The 17,111-nt window shown below is 69.9% G+C and carries 19 protein-coding genes and 1 pseudogene; 14 read left to right on the top strand and 6 right to left on the bottom strand.

The annotated features are described in order from the left end of the window. Positions 1-32 precede the first annotated feature (32 nt). On the bottom strand, positions 33-1,367 hold the full coding sequence (locus ACFCZ1_RS31045) for a M14 family metallopeptidase (protein ID WP_376681597.1): 1,335 nt from the start codon (positions 1,365-1,367) through the stop codon (positions 33-35). A 128-nt stretch (positions 1,368-1,495) separates the two neighbouring features. Then, positions 1,496-3,190 carry a chitinase gene (locus ACFCZ1_RS31040; protein WP_376681596.1) on the bottom strand — a complete coding sequence of 565 codons (1,695 nt, stop codon included), beginning with the start codon at positions 3,188-3,190 and terminating at the stop codon, positions 1,496-1,498. A 363-nt stretch (positions 3,191-3,553) separates the two neighbouring features. Here ACFCZ1_RS31040 and ACFCZ1_RS31035 point away from each other — a divergent pair, with 363 nt between their 5' ends. From ACFCZ1_RS31035 to ACFCZ1_RS30975, 13 genes are all read left to right on the top strand, one after another. Further along, positions 3,554-4,438: a hypothetical protein gene (locus tag ACFCZ1_RS31035; RefSeq protein WP_376681595.1), complete on the top strand. Its 885-nt coding sequence runs from the start codon at positions 3,554-3,556 to the stop codon at positions 4,436-4,438. Between the two features lie 48 nt (positions 4,439-4,486). Then, entirely contained in the window at positions 4,487-5,188 is a 702-nt protein-coding gene (gene cpaB / locus ACFCZ1_RS31030) for a Flp pilus assembly protein CpaB (protein ID WP_376681594.1), read from the top strand. Between the two features lie 7 nt (positions 5,189-5,195). Then, a complete protein-coding gene (locus ACFCZ1_RS31025) occupies positions 5,196-6,473 on the top strand; it encodes a CpaE family protein (RefSeq protein WP_376681593.1) in 1,278 nt (425 codons plus the stop codon). A 3-nt stretch (positions 6,474-6,476) separates the two neighbouring features. Further along, entirely contained in the window at positions 6,477-6,839 is a 363-nt protein-coding gene (locus ACFCZ1_RS31020; RefSeq protein ID WP_376681592.1) for a TadE family protein, read from the top strand. 1 nt (position 6,840) lies between these two features. Beyond that, complete coding sequence (locus ACFCZ1_RS31015; RefSeq protein WP_376681591.1) at positions 6,841-7,221, top strand: TadE/TadG family type IV pilus assembly protein; 381 nt, start codon at positions 6,841-6,843, stop codon at positions 7,219-7,221. After that, the gene (locus ACFCZ1_RS31010; RefSeq protein ID WP_376681590.1) at positions 7,218-8,561 is read left to right on the top strand and encodes a CpaF family protein; all 1,344 of its coding nucleotides are present in this window, start codon (positions 7,218-7,220) and stop codon (positions 8,559-8,561) included. Before ACFCZ1_RS31015 ends, ACFCZ1_RS31010 begins: the two co-directional genes overlap by 4 nt. Beyond that, a complete protein-coding gene (locus ACFCZ1_RS31005; RefSeq protein ID WP_376681589.1) occupies positions 8,558-9,496 on the top strand; it encodes a type II secretion system F family protein in 939 nt (312 codons plus the stop codon). Before ACFCZ1_RS31010 ends, ACFCZ1_RS31005 begins: the two co-directional genes overlap by 4 nt. A gap of 16 nt (positions 9,497-9,512) precedes the next feature. Continuing rightward, on the top strand, positions 9,513-10,403 hold the full coding sequence (locus ACFCZ1_RS31000; protein WP_376681641.1) for a DUF5936 domain-containing protein: 891 nt from the start codon (positions 9,513-9,515) through the stop codon (positions 10,401-10,403). Between the two features lie 3 nt (positions 10,404-10,406). Next, entirely contained in the window at positions 10,407-11,099 is a 693-nt protein-coding gene (locus tag ACFCZ1_RS30995) for a response regulator (RefSeq protein ID WP_376681588.1), read from the top strand. Positions 11,100-11,209: 110 nt separating this feature from the next. Next, positions 11,210-11,410: a hypothetical protein gene (locus ACFCZ1_RS30990; protein ID WP_376681587.1), complete on the top strand. Its 201-nt coding sequence runs from the start codon at positions 11,210-11,212 to the stop codon at positions 11,408-11,410. Then, positions 11,407-12,033, top strand: coding sequence for a pilus assembly protein TadG-related protein (locus ACFCZ1_RS30985; RefSeq protein WP_376681586.1), 627 nt, complete (start codon positions 11,407-11,409; stop codon positions 12,031-12,033). Before ACFCZ1_RS30990 ends, ACFCZ1_RS30985 begins: the two co-directional genes overlap by 4 nt. 46 nt (positions 12,034-12,079) lie before the next feature. After that, a complete protein-coding gene (locus ACFCZ1_RS30980; protein WP_376681585.1) occupies positions 12,080-12,649 on the top strand; it encodes a hypothetical protein in 570 nt (189 codons plus the stop codon). A gap of 4 nt (positions 12,650-12,653) precedes the next feature. Next, positions 12,654-13,289 carry an OmpA family protein gene (locus ACFCZ1_RS30975; protein ID WP_376681584.1) on the top strand — a complete coding sequence of 212 codons (636 nt, stop codon included), beginning with the start codon at positions 12,654-12,656 and terminating at the stop codon, positions 13,287-13,289. Here ACFCZ1_RS30975 and ACFCZ1_RS30970 read toward each other — a convergent pair. After that, complete coding sequence (locus ACFCZ1_RS30970) at positions 13,286-13,480, bottom strand: hypothetical protein (RefSeq protein WP_376681583.1); 195 nt, start codon at positions 13,478-13,480, stop codon at positions 13,286-13,288. The genes ACFCZ1_RS30975 and ACFCZ1_RS30970 overlap by 4 nt on opposite strands. 10 nt (positions 13,481-13,490) lie before the next feature. Then, complete coding sequence (locus ACFCZ1_RS30965) at positions 13,491-14,342, bottom strand: helix-turn-helix domain-containing protein (protein WP_376681582.1); 852 nt, start codon at positions 14,340-14,342, stop codon at positions 13,491-13,493. Between the two features lie 253 nt (positions 14,343-14,595). On the opposite strand from ACFCZ1_RS30965, the gene ACFCZ1_RS30960 reads away from it, so the two are divergent. Then, positions 14,596-15,090 (top strand): ATP-binding protein, encoded by a 495-nt coding sequence (locus ACFCZ1_RS30960; RefSeq protein ID WP_376681581.1) that lies wholly within the window; start codon positions 14,596-14,598, stop codon positions 15,088-15,090. A 264-nt stretch (positions 15,091-15,354) separates the two neighbouring features. On the opposite strand, the gene ACFCZ1_RS30955 is transcribed toward ACFCZ1_RS30960, so the two are convergent. Further along, a complete protein-coding gene (locus ACFCZ1_RS30955; protein ID WP_376681580.1) occupies positions 15,355-16,026 on the bottom strand; it encodes a hypothetical protein in 672 nt (223 codons plus the stop codon). 251 nt (positions 16,027-16,277) lie between these two features. Further along, positions 16,278-16,484 (bottom strand): annotated as a pseudogene (locus ACFCZ1_RS30950) (carboxymuconolactone decarboxylase family protein); the annotation flags it as partial. Positions 16,485-17,111: the final 627 nt, after the last annotated feature.

Here is a 17,111-nt window from a genome sequence, read left to right as displayed (position 1 = left end):
CCTGGCGGTGGGGCGCCCCCTTCACAGAGGTGCTACGCGCAGTACTGGGCTTCCTTGCCGATCGAGCGGTACATGCAGTCCGCGTTCTCCAGCAGCTGGAGCACCGCGTCCTTGTTGCGCGCCGTCTCGCGGTCGATCACCTCGTCGGGCGGGTAGAAGCCGCCGCCGCCCGAGCTCGCCGGGTACATCTCGAAGGTGTAGGAGAAGATCTTCTGGTTGCCCCACAGCCAGTCGTCGATGGTGCCGTCGGTGATGTACAGGTCGCTCGACTGCTCCGGGGTGTAGCCGTTGCTGGCCGCCATGCTGGTGCCGATCTTCTTGTACACGGCGAGGTCGTCCGCGGTCATGCCGGGCGCGGTGTCGTTGTAGGTCCAGCCGAACGGCCACAGGACCAGCTCGCTGTAGGTGTGGAAGTCGATCGCGGCCGTGATCTGCTGCTTGCCGCCGACGACCCGGCTGCGCACGAAGTCCGAGACCACCTTCACCTCGGGGGCCGACTCGGCGGCCGCGCCGCGGTAGGTCTCGGAGCTCTTGCTGCCGCTGGAGCCGCCGCAGCAGCCCCACTTGTAGTTCCAGTTCCGGTTCTCGTCCGTGCCGACGTACGAGGAGCCGGAGTTGGGCTGGCGGTTCTTGCGCCAGGAGCGGTAGGAGCCGGTGGCGATGTCGTACTCGCCGCCGTCCGGGTTGAGGTCCGGGATGATCCAGATCTCACGGCCGTTGACCGCGTTGGTGATGCGGGAGTCGGTGCCGTACTTGGAGCCGAACTCCTTGAGCAGGTACAGGGCCATCTCCACGGTCAGGTGCTCGCGGGCGTGCTGGTGGTGCGTGAAGAGCACCTCGGGCTCGGCCTCGTCGGTGGCGACGTTGTCACTGATCTTGATCGCGATGAGGTCGCGGCCCTGGTAGGACTTCCCGATCACGCGCTTGCTCATGATTCCGGGGTACTGGGCGATGCGCTGGTCGATCTCCGCGTTCGCCTCGGCGTAGTTGTGGTACTTGGCGTCCGCCGAGGGGAAGTCCATGGCGCCCGCCGCGATCCCGGGCAGACTGCGGTCCGGGGGGCCGGGCAGGGCGGTGAGCTGGTAGCCGAGCGCGCGCAGGTTCTTGGCCTGCATGGTGTCGGCGCTGACCACGGCCGTGTGGTCGTCCACCTCGTCGATCGACACGCCCGTACGGAGCAGCGCGGTGCGGTCGGCGGCCGTGGAGGGGCCGTGGATGCGGTACTGGACGATCGCCTCGTCCTGGGTGGCGGTGGACGGGGTGGGCGGTGGCGATGCCGTCGCGCTCATGCCGTAGGCGGGTGCGCCGAGCGCGAGCGCCAGCAGGGCCGCCGTGACGGCGGCCCTCCGGCGGGTCTGAAGCCGCATGCGTGCTCCTGGGTGGGGAGTGTGGGGGTAGCCGTGCGGACGCGCACAGCGTGCTCTCGTGGCATGTCCCGGTCAAGGACCCGTGGTGTCCGCCGGACCGAAACCGGCCACCCCCACACACCTACCGCCTACGGGAGGCCGTGGACCTTGGGACCCACCGTGTTGGACCAGGCACTACCCGCCTTGGCGTCCCAGTTCGTCGACCAGGTCATCGCGCCGCGCAGGCCGGGGTAGGTCTTCGACGGCTTGAAGGATCCGCAGCCCGTGCCCCTGGTCAGGCAGTCCAGGGCGTTGTTCACGACGGTCGGCGAGACGTAGCCGCTGCCCGCCCCGCTCGGCGAGGCCGGAACCCCGATGCCCACCTGCGAGGGGTCGAGCCCGCCCTCCAGCTGGATGCAGGCCAGCGCGGTGAGGAAGTCCACCGAGCCCTGGGAGTAGACGTTGCCGTCACAGCCGTTCATCGAGCCGCTGTTGTAGTACTGCATGTTGACGACGGTGAGGATGTCCTTGATGTTCAGCGCCGTCTTGAAGTAGCCGCCCTGCGTGGACTGCATGTCGATGGTCTGCGGGGCCATCGTGATGACGAGCGAGGCGCCCGCCTTCGCCGACAGCGCGCGCAGCGCCTGCGTCATGTAGGTCGGGTTGAGGCCGTTCTCCAGGTCGATGTCGATGCCGGAGAAGCCGTACTCCTGCATCAGCGCGTACGCCGAGTCGGCGAGGTTGTTCGCGGAGGCGGAGTCATTGACCGAGATGGTGCCCCTCTCGCCGCCGATGGAGAGGATGACCGACTTGCCGGCCGCCCTCTTCGCGGCGATGTCCGACTTGAACTGGGCGACGGTGTAGCCGCCGAGACCCGCCGAGTCGAGGGTGAAGGCGATGGCGCCGGGCGTGGCCGTGGCGTCGGCGAAGGAGACGGCGATGATGTCGTACTGCGCGGAGACGTCGGAGATCCTCTGGACCGTCGCGCCGTTGTTGAAGTTCTGCCAGTAGCCGGTCAGCGCGTGCTTGGGGACGGACGGGTTCGGGTTCGGACCGCCGCCGCCGGTCGTGGTGCCGGTGACGCTCGCGGACCTGGGGCCCTCGCCCGCCGCGTTGTACGCGCTCACCTGGAACGCGTACGAGGTCCCGGCCGCGAGTCCGGTGATCTGCGCGGAGGTCCCGGACACGGTCCGCACGCGGGTGCCGTCCTGGTACACGTGGTAGCCGGTGGCCCCGCCGACCGCGTTCCACGAAAGGGTGAGCCCGCTCGCGCTCTGGCCGGAAACGGCGGTCCCGGCGGGAGCACCGGGGACGCCGGGGCCGGGGTCGGTGCCGCCGCCCCCGTCCGGGCCGAAGACGCTGAACTCGTCGACGACGTAGGCCGGCTGGCCGTACCAGCCGTGCGTGTAGACGGTGACCTGGGTGGTGCTCGGGCCGGTGGTGAAGGTGGTGGAGAGCTTCTGCCAGCCCGGGCCCGAGCCGGGGGTCCAGGTGGACACGTCCTGGGTGCCGGTGCCGGTCGCGCCGAGGTACACGTAACTGCCCTGGACCTGCGTGCTCAGGGTGTACGTCGAGTTCGGCTTGACCGTGACGGTCTGGCTGCAGCGGGCGTTGTCCTGGCCCGCCGGTGCGGCCTGCAGTGCGCCGGCCCCGGCGTAGACCGGCGAGGAGACGGAAGCGCCGCTTCCGCCGGAACAGGACCAGTTGGCGAGTCCGGACTCGAAGCCGCCGTTGCGGGCGACGTTGACGTCCGCGGCCTGCGCCGTACCGGGGGTGAGGGCGGTCAGGCCGCCCGCGGCGAGGGTGGCGGCGCCGAGGAGGGCGAGGGAGCGTATGCGGTTCACGTGGGCTCCGGTGGGGGGAGGAGGGGGACGGGGAGAAGGGGAGGAGGAAGCGCGGCGCGTGGGGGCGCCCCGGAAAACGGTCTGGCGGAGCCAAGTTGGTCCAGACCAATCCCGGTGTCAAGGGTCTTTGCAATGTGGCTGGAAATGGCCGCCGGTCCGATCCTTGTTGTCCGGGTTTCCCGCCACCTGTGACTCGTGCCGCCGGCACGGGAATTCCCAAGCCCCTGCCCTGCCAGCGGGGACGCGGATATGGTGCTGGGGCAAGGGGGGAAGGGCGTCGATCGTTTGCGGTCGCGCAGTGTGTGCGTGTGTGCGACGGCTCCGCGAACGGCCGTGGCACACGGGGTGAACGGGGGGATTCGCGTGCCGACCGCCATCGCTGTCACCAGCGCCGATCTCGTACTCCCGGCCCCTGACCGGCACACGCCCGGGGCCGCCGTACTGCACCCGCCCGGGCAACTCGACCTGGAGGGCGCGCTCGCCGGGACCAGCGCGCTGCTGGAGCGGCACGGTCATCTCGTGGCCGTCGTACCGTCCTGGCTCCCGCGCGCCACCGTCCAGCGGCTGCACACCGTCCGGGCCATCCTCGAAACCGACCGGATCGCACTCCTCGGGATCGATCTGCCGCCCCTGGGAACCGCCCTGCTGGTACGTCAGCTGCGCCAGCTCAGCGTCTGCGACTTCAGCCCCGGAGTCCTCGCCTGCGCGGCGCGGCTGCTGTCCCACTACATCTACGCGGGCGCCCTGCTGGGCTCGGTCGCCAAGCTCGACCGGGTCCCCGTCGGGCTCAAGGCGCACGCCAGGTCGTGGTCGCCGGGCGCGCAGTTCGCCGTACTCGCCCACCCGGCGCCGCACCTGGCGAAGCTGGGAACCGCCGGGGCGCACGGGGGCGGAGGAGCCCTGCCCGCCGGACCCGAGTTCGCCACCCACCTCACCTTCGCCCGCGGCCAGCTCACCTCCGACTGGGTCGCGGCCGAACTCGCCCCCGCCTGGCAGGTGCAGGGCGTCATGGAGAACCCGCTGCCGGCCGACTCACCCGGCTGGTGGGGCACCCCCAAGCTCGTCGAGTTCGCCGCGGGCATCCCGGACCTGTCCGTCCTCTACCAGCTCGTCGCCTCGGTCCGCCGCGAGGAGTGCCGCTGGTGCGGCCTCGAACTCATCGGAGACCGCTGCGGCTTCTGCGCCGCACCCCTGCACGCACCACCCCCGTCGGCCACGCCGGCGAGTACCGCCCGATCCAGACCCTGACCGACCCGACACACCGAACGAACGAAGAACGGCGAGGTACTTCGGCCCATGAACTCACGCCAGCGCCGCGGCGTCATTCTGCTGCTCCTGTCGGTCCTGTGCGCCCTGGGGGCCTTCGCCGGAGTCCTCGTGGTGATCGGCGACGTCAACTCCAAGGTCGGCGCCGAGGTCGTCGCCTACCGGGCCAAGGGCGACATCGCGCCGTACAGCCCGCTCGCGGCCGGGCAGTTCGAGGAGGTCAGGATCCCGAAGCGGTGGCTGTCGCAGACCGCCGTCACCGACCTCGGCGCCCTGCGGGACAAGATCGCGCTGACCACCCTGAAGAAGGGCTCGCTGCTCCAGGCGGACATGTTCGTCGACCGGCCGCAGCTGCAGGCCGGCGAGCAGGAGATCGCCATCATGATCGACGCGGCGACCGGCGTGGCCGGCAAGATCACCTCCGGTGCGAAGGTCAACATCATCGCGACCTTCAAGGGCGCCAAGGAGACCGACCCCTCGCGATCGGTGATCATCGTCGCCAACGCCCGGGTCCTCGGCGTCGGCAAGCTCACCGCCCTGGACAAGGACAGCGACCGCAGGGGGCCCGCCGAGGCCGTCCCGATCACCTTCGCCCTGAACACCAAGGACACCCAGCGCGTCGCGTACGCCGAGTCCTTCGCGGAACACGTACGCCTCGCCCTGGTCGCCCCCGGCACCGACTCGGCGCCCGGCCCGGGCGACCGCACGTACACCCTCGACGGGGACAAGTGAGGCGCGCATGACCACCCGAATCCTCCCCGCGGCCGGCGACCCCGACGCCGCGCGCGTCCTCGTGACCCTGCTCAGCCAGCTCCCGGCCGCGGAGCCGGCCGGCCCGGTCCCCGATTCCACGTCGCTGCTGGACACCCTGGCCCGCCTCGCCGCGGAGTCGATCGACGAGCTGCCCGAGGTCGTCCTCGTCCACGAGCGGATCGGCCCGGTGCCCGCCCTGGAGCTCATCCGGGAGGTGGCCCTGCGCTTCCCGGCCGTCGGCGTCGTCCTGGTCTCCTCGGACGCCGGACCGGCCCTCTTCTCCGCCGCGATGGACGCGGGCGCGCGGGGCCTGGCCGGCCTCCCGCTCGCCTACGAGGAACTCGCCGCCCGGGTCCAGGCCGCCGCCCAGTGGTCCGTCGGCGTACGCCGCCACCTGGGGCGGGGCGCGGCCGAAGCCTTCCCGGCGGGGCCCGGCGGCCGGGTCGTCACCGTCACCGGGGCCAAGGGAGGCGTGGGCACCACCTTCACGGCCGTCCAGTTCGCGCTGGCCGCGGCCGCCTCGGGGCGGCGCACCGCACTGGTCGACATGGACCTCCAGGCGGGCGACGTGGGCTCGTACCTCGACGTCCAGTTCCGGCGCTCCATCGCCGACCTCGCCGGGATCCAGGACGTCTCGCCACGGGTCCTCCAGGACGCCGTCTACGACGACCGCACGGGCCTGGCGCTGCTGCTGGCCCCGGCGGACGGCGAGCGGGGCGAGGAGGTCGACGAGCGGGCCGCCCGGCACATCATCGGTGCCCTGCGCGGCCGCTACGAACTCGTCGTCATCGACTGCGGCACCCAGGTGACGGGCGCGAACGCCGCGGCGGTGGAGACGGCGGACGTGGCGGTGATGGTCACCACCCCGGACGTGATCGCGGTGCGGGCGGCCAAGCGGATGGTCCGGATGTGGGAGCGGCTCCAGGTGCGCAAGGCGGAGGACACCGCGATGGTCGTCAACCGCTGGAGCAGGCACACCGAGATCCAGCCCGCCCTGATCGAGAAGATCACCAAGACCCGCGCCACCCGTACCCCCGTCCCGGCGGCCTTCAAGGAACTCCAGGCCGTGGTGGACGCCGGCCGGGTCCAGGACCTGGACAACCGCTCGACGGTGAAGCAGGCCCTGTGGACCCTGGCGGGCGAACTGGGCCTGCTGGCCGCCCCGGACACCGCCGCGCCGACGGCCGCACCCGCCCCCGGCGCCTCGCTCGCGGTCCGCGCCTCGGGCCCGGTGGCGCGGCTGCGCCGGGGCCGGGAGGGCTGACCCATGCCGCCCGGGAGACCGAGGGACGAGGGCCAGGTGGCGATCGAGTTCGCCGGCACGGTGCCGCTGATCCTGCTGCTCGTGGCGGCGGTGTGGGAGTGCGTGCTGATCGGCTACGCGTTCTCCCTGGCGGGCAACGCGGCGGACGAGGGAGCGCGGGCGGGGGCGGTGACGGGGGACGCCGGGGTCTGCGCGGCGGCGGCGGGCAGGCACATCTCGGGCGCGTGGGGCATGGGTACCCCCAACTGCCGGAAGGAGGGCGACATCTACAAGGCGACGGTGACCTTGAAGATCCCCGTCCTGCACCCCGGGCTCAACTTCGGCGGGATCACGGGCACGGGCGGCGCGGCGATGGAGAAGGAGTGACATGGACCGGCACCGGAAGTGGCGCTCCGATCGGGGCCAAGTGGCCATCGAGTACATCGGCTTCGTCCCCATCCTGCTGTTCGTCGCGCTCTGCGGGATCCAGCTGGGCTGGGTCGCGTACGCCGAGGAGCAGGCGGGCACGGCGGCCCGTACCGCCGCGCGCGTGGAAGCCCGTAACGGCGAGGGCGGCGAGGCGGCGGGACGGGCCGCGATCAGCGCGGGCCTGGCATCGACCGCGCGGTTCGAATGGTCCAACACGAACGACGTCATCAGCGTGAAGGTCATCCTCACCGCCAACTCCATCGTGCCCGGCCTCGACGCGCACAAGGCGTCGGCGACGGCGGTCATGCCCAACGACGACCCGAAGGTGACCGGACCATGAGCCTGCGTTCCCGGGTCAACACGCCCGACGACCGGCACAGCCAGCGCGAGGACGGCCGACTGGTCTCCTCGTACCGCGCGAAACTGCTGGAGGAGATCGACCTCGCCGAGATGTCCGCGCTCGCGCCCGCCGAGCGCCGCTTGCGCCTGGAGCGCGTACTCGGCCACATCATCAGCCGCGAAGGGCCCGTCCTGTCCACCGTCGAACGCGCGCAGCTGATCCGCCGCGTCGTCGACGAGGCCCTCGGGCTCGGTGTGCTCGAACCGCTCCTCGAAGACCCCTCGATCTCCGAGATCATGGTCAACGGCCCCGACCAGATCTTCGTGGAGCGGTCCGGCCGCGTCGAGCAGCTCCCGCTGCGCTTCGCCTCGCACGAGCAGCTGATGCAGACCATCGAGCGCATCGTCTCCACCGTCAACCGCCGCGTGGACGAGGCCAATCCGATGGTCGACGCCCGGCTGCCCAGCGGCGAACGCGTCAACGTGATCATCCCGCCGCTCTCCCTGACCGGAGCCACCCTCACGATCCGCCGCTTCCCGCGGGCCTTCACCCTGCACGAGATGATCGCCCTCGGCTCGCTCGACGAGCAGCTGCTCCTGCTGCTGTCCGGCCTCGTGGCGGCGAAGATGAACCTGATCGTCTCCGGGGCCACCGGAACCGGCAAGACGACCCTCCTCAACGCCCTCTCCGGCCTGATCCCGGAGGGCGAACGCATCATCACCATCGAGGACTCGGCCGAACTCCAGCTCCAGCAGGCCCACGTCATCCGCCTGGAATCCCGCCCGGCGAACGTCGAGGGAAAGGGCCAGATCACCATCCGCGACCTCGTGCGCAACTCCCTGCGCATGCGCCCCGACCGCATCATCGTCGGCGAGGTGCGCGGCGGGGAGACGCTGGACATGCTCCAGGCGATGTCCACCGGTCACGACGGCTCCCTCGCCACCGTGCACGCCAACAGCTCCTCGGACGCCCTGATGCGCCTGCAGACCCTCGCCTCCATGTCCGAGGTCGAGATCCCCTTCGAGGCGCTCCAGGACCAGATCAACAGCGCCGTCGACGTCATCGTGCAGCTCACCCGCTTCGGCGACGGCTCGCGCCGCATCACGGAGATCTCCGTCCTCGAATCGCACGGCCGCGAACCCTTCCGGATCACGACCGTCTGCCGGTTCGTGGCCCAGCCGATGGGCGCGGACGGGCGGGTCTACGGCTTCTTCGAGTACTACCCGCTGCCCCGCCCCGTCGCGGACCGGCTCTACATGAACAACCAGCCGATCCCGCAGGCCTTCGGGGTCGCGCCCGACGACCCGCTCACCGCCCGCATCACCCGGACCGCCCTGTGAATCCAGTCATCCTCCTCACCCTCGGCGCCACGCTGCTGGCCTGCGTCCTCGTGATCCTCGGCGTGCACGCGTACATGGCGGGCCGCGCGCAGCGGGCCGCCCTCATCGAACGCCTCTCGGCCACCGGCGCACCGCCCCCGGCGGGCAGGCGGCGCCGCTTCCCCGGAGTCGACCGGCGGCTGCGGAAGACGAGGCTCGGACGCCGCATCGAGATCAAGCTGGCGACGACGGGCCTGGACCTGACGCCGGGCGAGTTCTTCGTCTACATGCTGCTGGCGGTCGCGGGTGTCTGGCTGGTCGCGGCCTCCTTCCTGGCGCCGTTCTTCGGCCCGGTGGCCGGCCTGATCGGGCTGTGGGCGGCGAACGCCTTCCTCAACTGGCAGCGGACGCGCCGTACGGAGCGGTTCATCAACCAGCTCCCCGAGCTCGCCCGGATCCTCGCCAACGCCACCCAGGCCGGGCTGGCCCTCCGTACGGCCATCGGGATAGCCGCCGAGGAGCTGGAGGCCCCGGCCGGCGAGGAACTCGCGCGCGTCGCCGACCGCCTCGCCGTCGGCCACTCCATCGAGGAGTCCCTGGGCGAACTGACGGAGCGGCTGCCTTCGCGGGAACTGGTCGTCCTGGTCTCCACGCTCGTCCTGTCCGCCCGCGCGGGCGGCACGATCGTGGAGAGCCTGCGCAACCTCACCGTGACGCTGGAGCAGCGCAAGGAGACCCGCCGGGAGATCCGTACGCAGCTGTCCCAGGTGACGGTGACGGCGTACCTCGTCCCGGCCATCGGCCTCGGCTCGCTGCTGCTGGTGGACATGATGATGCCGGGCGCGCTGGACCGGATGACGGGGGCCTTCATCGGGCAGACCGCGGTCCTGGTCGCGCTCGGGCTCTTCACGCTGGGCTTCGTCCTCATCCGCCGCCTGTCCAAGATCGACGTGTGAGGGGGCTGCCGGCGTGATCGCTCTTCTCCTGGCCGTGCTCGTGGCGGTGTCCGTCTTCGGCGTCTTCCACGGCGTCCGGCTCTACCGGGCCGACGTCAAACTGCCGACCGACCTCGCCCTCGCGCTGGAGGTCGGTGCCACCCGTACGACGGCGGTCGGCTCGCTCGTGGACCGGATGGGCATCCGCTGGGCGCCGCTGGTACTGCGCCTGATGGGCCCGAAGCAGGTGGCCCGCAAGCGCCGCCAGATCGACATGGCGGGCAACCCGGCGGGCCTCACGATCGACCGGTACGCGGCGCGGCGCGCGGTGTACGGCCTGCTGGGCGCCCTCGGTGCCTTCTCGATGCTGATCAACGGGCAGCTCGTACCGGCCCTGCTGATGGTCGCCTTCGGCCTGTTCTGGATCGAGGCCGGACTGTGGTCGGCGATCCGGGTCCGCCGCGACCACATCGAGCGGACCCTGCCGGACTTCCTGGACGTGCTCGCGGTGGTGGTGAGCGCGGGGCTCGGCTTCCGGCAGGCGCTGGACCGGGTGGCGCGGAAGTACGAGGGCCCGTGGGCGGACGAGATCCGCATCACCCTGCAGCAGATGGACATGGGCGTCAGCCGCCGCCAGGCCTTCGACGAACTGCGGAGGCGCAACGACAGCGAACAGGTCGCGCAGTTCGTGACGGCCCTGCAGCAAGGCGAGGAACTCGGCTCCCCGATCGTGGACACCCTGATCGCGATCGCCGAGGACATGCGCCGCACGGACGCCCAGAACGCCCGCCGGCGTGCGGCACGGGCCGTCCCGAAGGCGACGTTCGCGGTGACGATGTTCATGCTGCCCGGCACGTTGATCCTGCTCGTCTGCGGTTTCGTCTACGGGGCGAACGTCGACTTCGGCGCGATGCTCGGGGGTGGCTGAGCCGTGGCACCGGCACGACTGGGCGTGCTCATCGCCGACGACAACCCGGTCATCAGGGCGGGTCTGGCGGCCATCTTGCGCGAGGCGGAGGACATCGAGGTCATCGCGCAGGCGGCGGACGGCCGCGAGGCGCTGAGCCTGACCCGCCGGCACGCGCCGGACGTGATCCTGCTGGACGTCCGGATGCCGGGGGTGGACGGGATCTCGGCGCTGCCGCACCTGGTGCAGCTGGCTCCCGTACTGATGCTCACGTACAGCACGGAAGCCGAAATCGTCCGTGAGGCCCTGCTATTGGGGGCCGGGGGCTACCTGGTGCACGGGGAGTTCACGGCCGACTACCTGCTCAGCGCGATCCGCGACGCCCCCGAGGGCCGCCCCCACTTCACCCCGACGGCGGCGAGCGCCCTGCTCGCCGAGCTGAGGTCCTCTTCGCAACAGCAACGAACTGTGGCACCCTCTTCTGAGCGGATGAACAACTCTGTTGCTTTCGGGCTGAGTTCGCGGGAGGTGGAGGTCATGGATCTGATCGCATCCGGGATGAACAACCAGCAGATCGCCGCCACCTGCTTCATCAGCGAGAAGACGGTCAAGAACCACATCAACCGCATCTTCGCCAAGCTCCACAGCACCACCCGCAGCGAGGCCATAGCCCGCTGGCTGGGAACCGCCCGTCCAGGAGTGACCGGTCATGGGTAGACGGAGTGCGCAATGGGTCCGTATTTGGGTCCCGGGACCCTTGGTAACGAGAGGTAACTCACCGTACCGTCCGCGAATCGACACCGGTACCGGCCCGGGAGGGGACCCCCATGTTGCAGAACACCCTGGCGAGGATGCGGAAGCGCTACGCGGGCACAGGCACGACAGATCGCGGCCAGACGGCGTTCGAATACCTGGGGATCATCCTGGTGGTGGTGGTCATCATCGGGGCGATCATCGGGACAGGCATTGGGCAGGCCATCACCACCAAGATCACAGCCGCGGTTGCGAGTATCACCGCGGGCAGGTGATCGGGCCGAGCTGGCGGGACGACCACGGGCAGGCCTTCCCCATCTATGTCGTGGTGGTGGCAGGTCTGCTCTTCGCCGCGTTGGCGTTCTTTGTCGTTGGACAGGCTTCGGTCGTACGGAGCGACGCACAAGGCGCCGCGGATGCTGCGGCCCTGGCGGCGGCGCGCGATGCCAGGGACCACCTCGTGCCAGGGGTTGACCTGGTCACGCTCCAGCCAGAGGACTGGAAGAAGGTTCTTGAGGGCGACCTCTTGTACGCGGGTGGCGCCTGCGGAGCAGCCCGGGATTTTGCCGCGAAGAACGATGCGACAGCCTACTGTGATCCTGATTCGCCACGATTCCGGGTCGAGGTGGAGACCACGGGCACGGTCGGGGACTCTGTAGTCCCAGGGGTCAGCGGTCGGCACGGTACGGCCGATGCCACGGCGGTTATCGAACCGCGCTGCCAGTTGAACGCGCCCGTCGCTGATTCGTCGCCGTCGCCGTCGCCCGGTGGGCAGGGGAAGCCGGCCTCGGTCGAGATCAAATGCAAGGGCCGTGGCGTCATCAAGTTTGATCCTGCTAGGCCCGAACCTTGGAGCACGTTGGCGAGGACGCTCTTTGCCGTGCGACTGGTCGACTGACAACGAACGAAGGAATGAGGAAGCGGCGTAGATGAGTATGCGGCACATGGCGAAGGTCCAGGGTGGAGCGGCCATGGCGGTTGCGGCGGTATTGGCCCTCGCGTTGGCCGGATGTGGTGGCGGAGACGACAACAAGCCCAAGGCCGAGTCGAAGCCTCAGACGCCGCAGTCCCAGGTCGGAGGCACCCAGAGCGACGCTCCTTCCACGACCCCCACGCCTACGCAGGTCCTTGCGACGGTAAACGGGGAAGGCGGGATGACCCTGACTATCAATTCGGCAGCCCGTGAAGCCGGAGGCTTTCTGACCGTGAGTGGTCAGCTCAAGAACACTGGTGCGACCCCATTCGTGAATACTGCGCCGTGGCGGGGAAACGAACTCAATGCCAGCGGTGTATCCGTCGCTGGCGTTACCTTGGTCGACAAAGCGGGGAAGAAGCGTTACTACGTGCTTCGCGACACGGAAGGCCGGTGTCTGTGCACCACCGGCCTGGCCATCATCGAAGCCGGTCAAGTCGTCCCGTTCTTTGCCCAGTTCCCGGCGCCACCGACTGGTACCACCGAGGTGGAGTTCAGCCTCCCCACCTTCGCCACGGCCACCGTCAAACTCTCCGGGTGACCCCATGACAAAACATCACCGCACAGCCGCCGCCACCGCCGTCGCGGGTCTCGTCATCGCCGGGGCCCATCTCATCGGCGCGACCAGCGCCCACGCCGACGGCGTCAAGCCGTCCGTACCCCCCGGCACGGAGCCATCGGCCTCCGCGCCCGTCCCCATCGACTCGAACTCGCCGGGACTCAAGATCCCGCAGGGCGGGACCCTCGCGCCGATCAAGGTGCTCGACATCGCCGAGGTCGTCGAGGACCTCGGCGGGGAGCAGCGGCGTCAGGAGACCAACCAGACCGTCATGATGGCGCTGCAGTCCGAGGTGCTGTTCCCCGAGAACAGCGCGGTGTTCAACGCGCAGGCGGCGGCCCGCATCCAGGCCATCGCCGGCGAGATCAACACGCAGAAGGCCACCCGCGTCCGCGTCTTCGGGTTCACCGACGACCAGGGCAGCTACGAGCACGGCAAGGAGCTGTCCAAACAGCGTGCCGACGCCGTGCAGTCGGAGTTGGCCAAGACCGTCACCAACCCCGGCGTCGTCTTCGACGTCCGTGGATACAGCGAGGACTACCCGATCGCCGACAACAGCACCGAGGAAGGCCGTAAGAAGAACCGCCGCGTCGAGATCACCTTCCCGCGCGGTGCGAGTTAGTCGAGCAGGTGGTCCGCCTTACCCGCCTTGATGTCTCGGATCAGGGCCTGAAGGGCCGCTCTGCTGTCCGTCAGCGGCCGGTCCTCTTGGCCGGCTACCGCTATGTAGCTGTTGCCGTCCCCGTCCATCCCTATCCGGTAGCAGTTGTTGCCCTCGGCGCAGTACGGCTCTTCCCATTCGACGTCCGGCATGCGTGACTCCTCAGAGTTCCTGGGCAATAGCGTGGATGAGGTCCCTGGAGGCTCGGGTGTCGAGCGTATGCTCGTGCATCCAGTTCATGTGAGCGTCATACTTGGCCAGTTGGGCTGGCGCATGGCTAAACTCGGGCCCGTGGGCGGAGTCCAGCTGGACGGTGTCCAGTTGCGGGACCGGTCCGTGCGCGTACATGACCGCATGGCCTGCGCCAGGGAACTCCCCGGCTGCGATGGGGAGCACGCGTAGCGTGATGTTTTCCCTTTCCGACACCACGCACAGGTGCTCCAGCTGCTCGCGGGTTGCCCGGCGGCCGCCGAACTGCATGCGCAAAGCCAGTTCGTGCACGTACCCGGTGTACGGCACCGGAACGTCCCGTTCGAGTACCCGCTGGCGCTGCATGCGGTGGGTGAGTCTGAGCTCAACTTCGGACGTTGGCAGCGCCGGGATGGCTGAGCTGAAGATGGCGCGGGCGTAGCAGCTCAGGTGCAGCAGCCCTGGCAGGTGTACGGTTTGCACCGTCCGGAGGCGGGTGGCGTGCCACTCCAGTTCCGCCACGTCCAACAGCCCCTGGGGCAGTGATCCACGGTACTGCTCCCACCATCCGCGTGCCCGATACGCGGCCATCTCCGCGAGTGCCTCGACGTAACTCTCGTCTGCACAGTCGTAGTTGCTGGCCAGTATGCGGACGCGCTCGGGCGAGGTCGCCCGGGTTCCAGCCTCCATGTTGGAGACCTTCGTGCGGTCCAGGCCCAGCAGGCCGCCGGCGTAGTCGGTCGTGGCGTCTGCGGCCAGCCGCATCTTGCGCAGTTCGGCACCGAGGCGCTGTTGCCGAACGGTGGGCCTCGCTCTGGTTGGCATGCGGGCCAGTCTGCCGCGTGGGGGCGCTTACGGTCTATCGGGGAGGCAATTGCCTCGATCTCGTGGCACGAGAGTCACCTACTGCCCTACATTTGGTAACGCACCGCTTACGTAGGGCGAGTTGAAGTGCATCCCGCCAGCATGCCTAGGCCTGAGGGACGAGCCACACCCGCTGCCGATTGCGTGAGCCCTCGTGCGCGTCGAGCTTCCGAAGCCAATCCGTCCGTAAGCGCCGACGTCTTGGGAGCCGAAGATGCTCACCCCGTACCCCCACCCGTACGCCTCCGCCTGCCCGGGAGCCCCGGATCCGGGCCCCGGCCCCGGCCCCGACGAGGGGACGCTTTCGTGCAGCATGACCCTGCCCGCCTCGCCCCGCTCGGCCGGGATCGCCCGGCAAGCGGTACGGGCCGCCCTGCACGCCTACGCCCTGGACCCCCTCGAACCGACAGCCGTACAGGCAGCCTCCGAACTCGTCGGTTCGGCTTGGCGGATGGACCCGCACGGGGAGCTGTACCTGTCCGTGCGCTACCGCGACGACGCGCTCCGCGTCATCGTCTACGACGGGCACCCCACCCACACCCACCCCCGGCTCACCGCGCTCTGCGAGGCCCGGCGGCGTTCCACCCTCCGGGTGTTCTCGGCGCTGGTCCGCGACCACGGTGGCGACTGGGGCCTCGGGCCCTCCCGGGAGCCCGGCGGTGGGACCCGTACCTGGGCAACGCTGCCCAACCGGCCACCGAACGGGTAAGGGAAGACCGTTTCTCCGTCCGCAGACGCCGCCACAGGCACGTTCGGTCACATCTCGCCCGAGTTCGGGACCTCGACATCCTTTCCCCGGTCGACGGGGAGCGTCGTCTCCTGCACCAAGGCGCGAGCGGAGTGCTCAACGGCGCCGACGCAACGACCGTTCTCTGCACCGAGCGCGGCTGCGACGGGCCGCCGGCCGGGATGGCCGTCGGCGAGGTGCGCGACTTCGCCGAGCCCATCCCGACCAGCGTGATGTTCGACCAGGTCAGCCGGCCGGGGTGGCGTGCTTCTTGACGACCTCGAAGGGGAGGTTGCCCGTGTACGGCGTCTCACCCGCGGGGAGGCAGCTCTCCTCCCGGACGGTGCCGAGCCCGTCGCAGTGCTCGAAGCTCATCCTGAAGAACACCGTCGAGGTGTGCGTGCCGGGCTTGAGGCCGGGCAGTGCGGGCGTTGCGAAGTTGGCGAACGGCAGCCCCTGCTCGATCGTCACCAGGCGCAGCACCTCTGGTCCGAAGGAGAAGCTGCGCTCCTGCGGCGTACCGATGTCCTGGGTGACCCGGACCCCGAGGAACTTCAGGATGAAGTCGTCCATCGGCTTCGGCAGCGAGGGCGTGTAGCCCGCCGGATAGACGGCGGTGGCCGAGTCGGCGGCCGTGCCCCAGCTCGGGAAGGCCCGTACCCACGGCTTCCACGCCACCGCTACGCGGCAGTTGGGGGGACCGATGATCTGTTCCCGGATCGACAGGAGCGCATTGATGTCTACCCCGTCGGGGGACAGGCAGTGTCTAGCCCCGTTGGAGGGGGCCGGCGTCGTCCCCTGGGCCGCGGTCTCCTCCCAGCCTTTGTCCGCGTGGGCCGTACCGCTGCCCAGGGTGGTCAGTACGGTCGCCAGAGCGGCGGTGGCCAGGGCCGCTCGGATCCGGGTGGGTCGCATCATGCCGTTGCCTTTCGACGTCGCCATCGAGGCCCTGTCCGGGTAACGGACAGGGCCCCGCTCACGCGCCGAGCATGACCCGCACCGGCTGGGCGCGGTGCGGGACACGCGTGCACCCGCTGTGCGCACCACCCGGGGCCCGGGCGTGGCGCAGCCATTCGGTCGAGGTCGAGGAGGCAGGTGCTACCCGTTCCCACCGCGGCCCGGGGGCTTGCCGGGGTGAGACGGGAGCTGGCCTGATCGGGCGGCGAGCTGCCCGGCTGGTAGTCGCCGGCCGACTGCTGGATGACCACGTTCATCCGGTTGCAGGCGTTGATCAGCGCGACGAGGGACAGCAGCGCGGCCAGTTGGTCCTCGTCGTAGTGCTTGGCGGAGTTCGCCCCCTCCTCGTCCGTGACCCCGTCGGCCGCATCGGCGATGCGGGTGCCCTGGTCCGTCAGCTCCAGAGCCGCCCGCTCAGCCACCTGCACCTGCACCTGCACCTTCACCTACACCTGCACCTGTCCGTCCGGCAGCGCTGCGGCTCATGGGTGCGGTGGTCCGGGACTGCCGTGGAGCCTGGGGGTTCGGGGAGTCCCGCGAGCCCGGCGGCGGCACTCGCACCTGGGCGAGCCCGCCCGGCGCGGAGCTGCCGACCACCGCCACGTCTGACCGGTCGGCTGGGAGTGGTCCCCGGCGGTGTCGGGCGGCGTGGGGCCGGTCGGAGGCTGTCGCGGAGGTCTCGTGTGCGACGACGTTCCAGATCGTTCCGCGCGAGAGCGCTCCACCCCGCTACGGGCTTGCGGCACGCCCGATACGCGGGTCGCCGCTTCTCCACGCCGAGGCAGGGGCACGCAACGCCGACTTGCGGTATGCCGTCCGAGATTTCTGGCCGTAGCGGCGGATGAGGCATCTGAAGGGCTCGTGGAGATGCCTGGCGGTTTGTCATAGGTAAGTCACAGGTGGCCCGTTGCCCGTTGCAGGAGCGATGTGAGTTGATAGAACCGGACATACTTACGATCGATCGAGAGTGCGGGGGAGTGGGATGAAGTTCGACATGGGGACGCAGGTTCTGACGAACCTGATGTCGGGGTCGCGTAATTCGAATA

The sequence above is a fragment of the Streptomyces sp. NPDC056224 genome (assembly GCF_042267665.1).
In the GTDB taxonomy this organism is placed as follows: Bacteria; Actinomycetota; Actinomycetes; order Streptomycetales; family Streptomycetaceae; genus Streptomyces.
This window is presented reverse-complemented; position numbering and strand designations above follow the sequence as displayed.